Source organism: Allochromatium palmeri (assembly GCF_009720725.1).
Classification (GTDB): domain Bacteria; phylum Pseudomonadota; class Gammaproteobacteria; order Chromatiales; family Chromatiaceae; genus Thermochromatium; species Thermochromatium palmeri.
The window spans coordinates 26962-34044 of the sequence record NZ_WNKT01000044.1; the positions used below are offsets into that span (position 1 = coordinate 26962).

Annotated in this window: 9 protein-coding genes; 8 read left to right on the forward strand and 1 reads right to left on the reverse strand. The window is 64.0% G+C overall.

Annotated features, from left to right (window positions below; all coding sequences use genetic code 11):
• Nucleotides 1–8: 8 nt before the first annotated feature.
• The 8 genes from GJ668_RS15930 to GJ668_RS15965 are packed head-to-tail and all read left to right on the forward strand — an operon-like array spanning nucleotide 9 to nucleotide 5269.
• Nucleotides 9–740: a hypothetical protein gene (locus GJ668_RS15930; RefSeq protein ID WP_155451120.1), complete on the forward strand. Its 732-nt coding sequence runs from the start codon at nucleotides 9–11 to the stop codon at nucleotides 738–740.
• 27 nt (nucleotides 741–767) lie between these two features.
• Complete coding sequence (locus GJ668_RS15935; RefSeq protein ID WP_155451121.1) at nucleotides 768–1385, forward strand: hypothetical protein; 618 nt, start codon at nucleotides 768–770, stop codon at nucleotides 1383–1385.
• A complete protein-coding gene (locus GJ668_RS15940; RefSeq protein WP_155451122.1) occupies nucleotides 1382–1825 on the forward strand; it encodes a hypothetical protein in 444 nt (147 codons plus the stop codon). Before GJ668_RS15935 ends, GJ668_RS15940 begins: the two co-directional genes overlap by 4 nt.
• Nucleotides 1826–2623 carry a MotA/TolQ/ExbB proton channel family protein gene (locus tag GJ668_RS15945; protein WP_155451123.1) on the forward strand — a complete coding sequence of 266 codons (798 nt, stop codon included), beginning with the start codon at nucleotides 1826–1828 and terminating at the stop codon, nucleotides 2621–2623.
• On the forward strand, nucleotides 2623–3099 hold the full coding sequence (locus GJ668_RS15950; protein WP_155451124.1) for a hypothetical protein: 477 nt from the start codon (nucleotides 2623–2625) through the stop codon (nucleotides 3097–3099). The genes GJ668_RS15945 and GJ668_RS15950 overlap by 1 nt, the downstream gene beginning before the upstream one ends.
• Nucleotides 3089–3727 (forward strand): hypothetical protein, encoded by a 639-nt coding sequence (locus GJ668_RS15955; RefSeq protein ID WP_155451125.1) that lies wholly within the window; start codon nucleotides 3089–3091, stop codon nucleotides 3725–3727. Before GJ668_RS15950 ends, GJ668_RS15955 begins: the two co-directional genes overlap by 11 nt.
• 34 nt (nucleotides 3728–3761) lie before the next feature.
• Entirely contained in the window at nucleotides 3762–4724 is a 963-nt protein-coding gene (locus tag GJ668_RS15960) for a tetratricopeptide repeat protein (RefSeq protein WP_343032231.1), read from the forward strand.
• Nucleotides 4721–5269: a hypothetical protein gene (locus GJ668_RS15965; protein ID WP_155451126.1), complete on the forward strand. Its 549-nt coding sequence runs from the start codon at nucleotides 4721–4723 to the stop codon at nucleotides 5267–5269. The genes GJ668_RS15960 and GJ668_RS15965 overlap by 4 nt, the downstream gene beginning before the upstream one ends.
• Before the next feature lie 117 nt (nucleotides 5270–5386).
• On the opposite strand, the gene GJ668_RS15970 is transcribed toward GJ668_RS15965, so the two are convergent.
• Nucleotides 5387–6568, reverse strand: a complete 1182-nt coding sequence (locus GJ668_RS15970; RefSeq protein ID WP_155451127.1) for a patatin-like phospholipase family protein — start codon at nucleotides 6566–6568, stop codon at nucleotides 5387–5389.
• Nucleotides 6569–7083: the final 515 nt, after the last annotated feature.

Here is a 7083-nt window from a genome sequence, read left to right on the forward strand (position 1 = left end):
GAGACCCGATGTTTTATCGCGACCACCCACGGCGGCTCCAGACGACCCGATCCACCGCGCGCAGCCGACCGACCAGGCTCGTGCTCGGTGTACTGTGCGCGCTGTTCATGAGCGCGCCGAGCTGGGCGCAGGATACTCAGTACAGCGCCCGCAATCCCAATCGCACCAATCCGACCGTCATCCTCGAAAACGAGATGGCCAACATCCGCAATTCCAGCGCCCAGCTCGGCGCGCGCATTCAGACAGCGATGGAAAAGCTGGAGGAGGTCGCACGCCTGACCTCGGAGCAGGAAAAGGAGGCGCAGGTCGATAGTCTGTTTTTCACCCTGCGCGACGAGGTCTATGGGGTGCTCAACAAGCTCGATCTCAACAGCGACTTCGCCGACGCGCTCAACCGCGCCAAGGAGGGCACCATCGTCCTCAAGAGTTGGTACGAGCGCCAGCCGCCCGACTATCCCAACCGCGAGCAGAGCATCGCCCAGCTTGAACGCGCCATCCGGGAATACGACATCGTCGACGAGCGCCTGAATCAGAGCCGCACCCTGGCGCAGGAAAAACTCTCGACCATCATGCGCCAGCATCGGGTGATCCTCCAGGAGATGAAGATCGGCAAGGTACTGGAGGCCATCACCGCCGCGCGCTCCGTGGTCGAGGGGCTGAACGACATCACCCAGGCCATGGCGGTCGTCGAGCAGAAGACCCAGCAGAGTCTGCAAACCTCGGTGCCCATCGCCAACTGATCCCGACCCCACCCATCGGAGGACATCATGAAGACATCCGCCCTCGTGCTCGCTGGCGTACTCGCCCTGACCGGTACGGCATCACTCGCTCAATCCGCCGATCAGCCCGACATGGGCCGGTTGTTCGAGAAGGTCAACGCGGTGGCCGCGCAGCTCCAGGAGAACCTGAGTGGACTGGATGCCAACATTCAGGCCAGCCGCGATTCCATCGAGAAGGGCGGCGAGGTGCTCGACGCCATGCTCGACTCGGTCAAGCGTGTGAACGCGAGCATGGCCGAGGACAGCGAGATCTGGACCGAGCTCGACGGCCTGCTCGCACTCTGGGAGCAGCGGCGCAAGGAGGCGCTGGAGAAGTCCGAGTCCAACCCGGCCTTTCAGCCGATTGCTCAAGCCTGGCAGAGCCGACTCAACACCGGGCGCGAACTGCGCAACCAGATCAGCACCGAACGCGCCAACTCGCTGGCGCTGATGCGTGCCATCGAGTCCGATCGCGACATCGTGCTCGCCTACTACGAGCTGGGTCAGGCTGACAAGGCGATCCAGAGCTTGCAGCAGGTCGGCGCTAATCTGACGAGCCTGAACGAAAACATGCAGGCCATCGTCAAGACCGCCAGCGACGCGCAGCAGGTGCCGATCGCGCCATGAAACCCGCTGGCGTCCCGGACGTGCGCCCCTGGCTGCTGACGTTGAGCCTGGGCGCGTTGCTGGCGGTCGTTTCAGGCCCGGCACCGGCGGAGATCGCTTCGGGGGCGCCGCCACCGTCGACACAGGCAGCTCCGGCTGCCGATCCAGCGGCTCCGTCCGACCCGGAGCGGGACACACTCAAGGCCCAGCTCGACGACATCCAGCGTCTGCTGAGTCGGCTCGATGACCTGGAGACCCAACTCATCGCCCAGGCCCAGCAGGCGCTCGACCGTGCCGACGCGGCCCAGAATCACGACGAACGCGCGCGCCAGGAACGTCTCTACGGCGAGATCGGCGCCCGGATCGGAGAACTGCGGGCCACGCGGCGCGACATCGCGCAACAGCTCCAGGTGCTGGAACAGACCCTGGATGACTCCGCCACGACCCAACCGGATCGATAGATGTCTCCACCCGCTCAGCCATCGCTTGATCTCGATCAGGCCGCCGGGCTGTTCTCCGAGCGCCAGATCGCCCGGCCGCTGATCGTCGCCGTGCTCATCACGCTGGCGCTCTATCCGACCCTGATGCATTTTCTGGAGCCGAACGCCCTGCCCGACTGGATCGGACGCTATTTGGGCAATGGCTACTGCCGCTTCATGCTGGCGCTGTTCGTGGCGAGCGTGCTCTATGCCGTTTTGCAATATCTGGGACTCCAGAGCGAGCGTCGCCGCTTGATCAGGTCTGGAGACCCAAGCGATCAGATATCCGGCCCGTCGCGTTGGCAGGACTGGATCGGCTTTCTCTCCGGACGCGAACAGACCGACGCCGAGCGGGTTCCGGCCGCGCTGCGACACTGGCACGACCGGACCCACGCGCGCGAGGACTCGGTCCATCTGAGCGACTATGTGCTTCTGGTGCGCGGCCAGCAGCATCAGCACAACTTCGCCCCCATCGGTTTTGCCATCTGGGTGCTGCCCATGCTCGGGTTCATCGGCACCGTGCTCGGTATCACCCAGGCCATCGGCGGACTGGCCGACAGCGTCGCGGCCACGGCCGTCGATGGGGGCGGCCTCGGCGGCGTGCTCGGTGGGCTCCAGTTCGCCTTCGATACCACCTTTGTCGGGCTGGTGCTGGTGATTCCGTTGATGCTGGCCCTACTGGTATTGCGCGCACGGGCGCAGACGCTCGACATGCTCTATTACCGGCGGCTGCTCGACCGGTTGTTTCTGGACGCGCCCGACCTGGACGCCGCCGACTGATGCGCCACCGCCCATCGATGCCGCTGATGCCGGAGCTGAATCTGCTGCCCTTTCTCGATCTGGTACTGGCCTTCGTCGGCATTCTGATCGTCGTCTTTGCGCTACAAGCGCCCAACCGGCCCGAAACCGGACGTCCGCTGGCGATCGACGATCTGGTCGTCTGTCAGGCCGAGGGCGCGGTGACGCTCCATGCCGGACCCGAGGCCGAGCCGATCGTCTATCGCGAGACCGAACTCGATGCACTGCTGGAACGGGTCGCCGAGCCAGGCGCGGGTGTGCGCAATTTGGTCTTCGCGCTTACCCAGGACTGTTTCGGCACCCGCCGCGCCTTCGAGGACGCCTTCAGCCGCTTCACCAGCCGGCTCGATCCGCGCGCAGCGCCACGCCGGGCGTTCAGGCTGAGCTTCCGGCCGCTGTCGACCGCGCCCGACGCGCTGCCCCGTCTGCTGACCGAGTGGCGCGGACATGGAGACTGACGGCCCGACCCCGAGCGCCTTTCTCGACATCGCCACCAATTTGCTGGCGATCCTGCTGATCGTGACGCTCTTCGCACTGGCCGCGCCGCGTCAGCGTGATGAAGGGGCCAGCCAGCTCCCGGCCCGTCCGAGCACCGGACCGCGCTTCGTCGAACCGCAGCGCGAACGCTTTCCGCCCTTCTCGCGCTTCTATTTCGTGCTCGCCGATCGGGTGGCGGTCTGGGACCAGGAGGCCGTGGTCGACGCACTCGCCGCCGCGCTGGACACACGCTCGGGCACCACCTGGCAGGGACGTTTTGCCTGGCGGCCCGAGCCGCTGGTGACGCGCGACATCGATACCTTTCAGTTGGAGTTCCGGCTCGATCGCAAGGCGATCCTGAGCCGGTCGCCGCCCTGGAGCGTCGAGCAGACCGAGCGACTGGTCGATGAGTTGGCCCAGGACGCGGCACGCGATCGAATCGCGCCTGTCTTCATCGTCCATCCCGACGGCCTGGAGACCTTCGTGCCGCTCTATGAAAGGTTGCAAGCCGCCGGTCAGCGGTTTCGCTGGTTCACCCAGCGGCCGGACGATCCGTTGCTGATCGGCCGTCATGTCGCCCAGTTCACCCACTATGGCCTCTATTGGTAGCCCGCCGCACGCATCACGCCCAGGCCCACGGCTCGTGCCGCGTCTGGCTGCGCTGGCGCTGCTGACGGTGCTGGTTGGTGTGCTCTGGGGATTGGCTCAGGCTCCGAATCGAGCCGCCGAGACGGGCGGACTGGGTGATTCGGCCGAGGCGCGCCAGGCCGTCGAGGCGTGGGAAACGCTGTGGTCGGAGCTGGGCGAGCGCGGCGTCGCGGCCCTGAGTCCCACGGCGAGCGATGCCTCGCGCCGTTCGGCGGGTGACACGGTCTTCATGCGCTATCGCAATCTCTGGGGCCGGATCGACGACGAGGCGCGTCTGGCCTTCCAGCTCGCCGCGCTCAGTGGCGATCCCGCGCGCAAGCTGGCGTTGATCGAACCCTTGACGCAGGCCGAAGAGCCGTTGATCCGCTTCCGCGCCCATCTGGAACGCGCGCGTCTTCAGCGGCGTTTACAGGATTTCGAGTCGGCGCGGATTGCCGCGCGCGCGGCGCTGGCGGTACCGGAGCTGCCCGAACGGCTGCGCTCCGACGCCTGGTTCGTCCTGGCCGACAGCGCCTGGGCGCAGGATCGGCTCGACGAGGCTGAGACGGCGCTGAATACCGCCATCGCCGATGACCCCGGATTCTGGGATGCGCGTCGATTGCGGCTCGAAGTGCTGGCGCGCCGGCTCGCGGAGCCGCGTCAGCGCGGGGCCGTCTGTCTCGATCGCACCCGGCGCATGATCGAGGATCTGGGTGCTCTGCCCGCTCTGGCCGAGGATCAGACCCAGTTCCGCGATCTGGCCGACCGCTTTGCGTGTCAGGGCACACCGTCCCATGTCGCGCTGGCGCTGATCGCCGGGCTGGGCTATCGCTGGTCGGGTGACACGGAGCGCGCGCGGGTGACGCTGGCGAACGCCGAGCGGTTGCGTAGACGGCTGCCGGACGGGTGCGAGCGGCTGATCCTGGAGCGGGTCTCGGGGTTGCTGGAGCCGGCTTTGGCCCCGGAGCAACGGCCATGAGCACGGCGCTGCTGCTGTTTGGCTGGATGTCGCTGAACGGACTGGTCGGCTGGAGACCAGACTGGCTCGGACGCTGGTCGAGCCGGCTGGCGTTGGGGCTGATGCTGTTGACGCTGTTCGTTTCGGAGTTCTGGCGGCAGGTCGTGAATGCGCTTCTGAGCCGGGAAGCGCCGCTGTTGGCCGGACCCGAGGCGGCCTATGTCAGTGTCTGGATTCTGGTGTTGCTGCCGATCCTGCGCCGTCGGCTTGATGTTCGCACTCTGAGTGCGACCCTGCTCAGTGGACTGACGGCAGCGGCGGCGTTCGGCTTGGCACTCGACAGTGCGCCGCTGATCACCGCTGGATTCGCATCTGCCGGATTACAGCTGGAAGCTTTCGGGCAATTGGCGCTGACGGTCGTCGTTCACGCTTGTCTCGCCGGTGCTGGACTGGCTATGCGTCAACTCATGGAGGCAGAACATACGACCTCAATTTGCGAGCAATTCCATTGGGAGTACGCTGCCATATACGCCGGTTTGATCAGCATGCACCAAGCTATTGCCTAACTGTCAAGTCCCTGGAGATTGTAAGAGATTGTAGACGCGCTTTGCCTACTCGCCTCCACCTACCCGGGACTACCGCCCTCGCGTTTCGCACTTCCATCGCCGGCAGCGAACGACAATCTAGCGCGCTATCATCGCCTTCAGAATCCAGGAGGGAATATCGCCGGATTTGGGTGGGGCGCTCAGCCACGGGTCGGATTTTTTCGCGAGGGCGCGCCCCGCGTCGAACCCCGCACGCATCTCGGTTGGCTCGAAGGCGAGCACGTCATTGCCGATGTCAACGTTGTTCGGAATCGCAACCATCCTGTAGGAGTAGCCGAGTAGCTTTGTCCCGAAGTAAGACCTTGTCAGCGCTGTCTGCATCGACTGTTCCATCATCACGCTGATGGTTGTCGCCGCGACGTCGCCAATGGCTCGGCGTAAGGCAGCAGGCGGCTGCGTGACCCTACCGTTATCAATTAAGTAGAGATTCCCAGGGCCGTACAACGGAGGATTGGGCTTCCGCGTTCCGCCCATCCCCGGCACCACCACATTCGACCGGGCGGCCCCATCGACGAACAAGTGGCCATCGATTTCCACTGGCGGAAAGACGATAGGGAATGAGGCGGACGCCAGTAATACCTTCCGATAGAGTTCTAAATCTCCTGCCTTCGCGATCAGCGTCATATTCCAGACCCAGGTCTGGCCGTAGTCGATGTTGGTGGTGCCGACAAACAACATACGATTGTCATCGTACGCCGCGGCCACACGCTTTAAGGTCTCCGCCGTGATAAATTTGGCAATCATTGCGCGCAACGGAGCGGTATCCCTTAGTGAATCTGTACCCGACAGAAGGCCAAAGACCCCTCTCTCCTTGTAGATATCGGCGTGCGTAACCTGCGTGTACATCGCTTCCAACTTCGCGTCGTCTGCCGGGGTGCCAAGAAAGGCGTGCGTGGCCAGCAACGCGCCCGTGCTCACACCGCCGACGATATCGAACTCCGGTCGCCGTCCACTCTCACGCCAGCCGATGAGGAAACCAGCACCGAAAGCGCCGTTCTGGCCACCGCCGGAGAGTGACAGTAGATTTAACGCATGTCCACGTTTGCGCTCCAGGTAGCGAATGACATTATCGCCAGGAATCGCCGTTACCCCCGCATAGATAGGCGAAGGTTGGGTCGGATCAAGCGGTTGGTATCCATTCGGCAGCGTGGCGAACGACGGTGCCTTTGAAGAGAGTTCCCGCTCAGGGGGCGATGCGCAGGCCGCTAGAAACAGCGAAGCTGTCAGACCGAGAAAAATCATAAAGTTCTTGTGTTTCATGCATCTTCCAGTCTTTGAAAAAGTAGATGTTGCGTCCCGTGTGATTATGTTCCGCGAAGGAGTTACCCTTTGTGTACGCCCGGCATGGGCATAAACTGATGGGGTGGAAGTCCCCTGTAGGAGTACCTGTAGTGTCCTTTCGGACCAACGTAACTACTAGCCGACGGCAAGGGCAAACCCGTGAGGGGATGTCTGGAGGAAGCCCGAGCGCAAAGGTGCGAGCCGACGGACAGAAACCGCATAGAAGGCTCAGTCCCTGGGTGAGTCAGCACGAGGTGACGAAACCCATCAGGTGCAGGGGATAGGGTAAATGCGGCGGTTGTGCACTGAAAGTTCATGTCCTTATCCGGGGAGATCTGTCCCGCGTGCGGTCCGTGTGCCTATGGGAGTCGCACTGAGGCCCAGTCCGAAAGGGCTGGAATCGCCATCGAACCCTACGGGGGCTGTGGTCGCCACGGGAGCCGGACTGAGGGCCGACGCGAAAGCGCCGGAATCACCACCGGACCTTACCGTGA

What these genes read in the sequence shown, in the direction of transcription:
- GJ668_RS15955 (WP_155451125.1), top strand. Translation starts at nt 3,089, where the DNA reads ATGGAGACTGACGGCCCGACCCCGAGCGCCTTTCTCGACATCGCCACC.
- GJ668_RS15950 (WP_155451124.1), top strand. Translation starts at nt 2,623, where the DNA reads ATGCGCCACCGCCCATCGATGCCGCTGATGCCGGAGCTGAATCTGCTG.
- GJ668_RS15945 (WP_155451123.1), top strand. Translation starts at nt 1,826, where the DNA reads ATGTCTCCACCCGCTCAGCCATCGCTTGATCTCGATCAGGCCGCCGGG.
- GJ668_RS15965 (WP_155451126.1), top strand. Translation starts at nt 4,721, where the DNA reads ATGAGCACGGCGCTGCTGCTGTTTGGCTGGATGTCGCTGAACGGACTG.
- GJ668_RS15940 (WP_155451122.1), top strand. Translation starts at nt 1,382, where the DNA reads ATGAAACCCGCTGGCGTCCCGGACGTGCGCCCCTGGCTGCTGACGTTG.
- GJ668_RS15970 (WP_155451127.1), bottom strand. Translation starts at nt 6,568, where the DNA reads ATGAAACACAAGAACTTTATGATTTTTCTCGGTCTGACAGCTTCGCTG.
- GJ668_RS15935 (WP_155451121.1), top strand. Translation starts at nt 768, where the DNA reads ATGAAGACATCCGCCCTCGTGCTCGCTGGCGTACTCGCCCTGACCGGT.
- GJ668_RS15930 (WP_155451120.1), top strand. Translation starts at nt 9, where the DNA reads ATGTTTTATCGCGACCACCCACGGCGGCTCCAGACGACCCGATCCACC.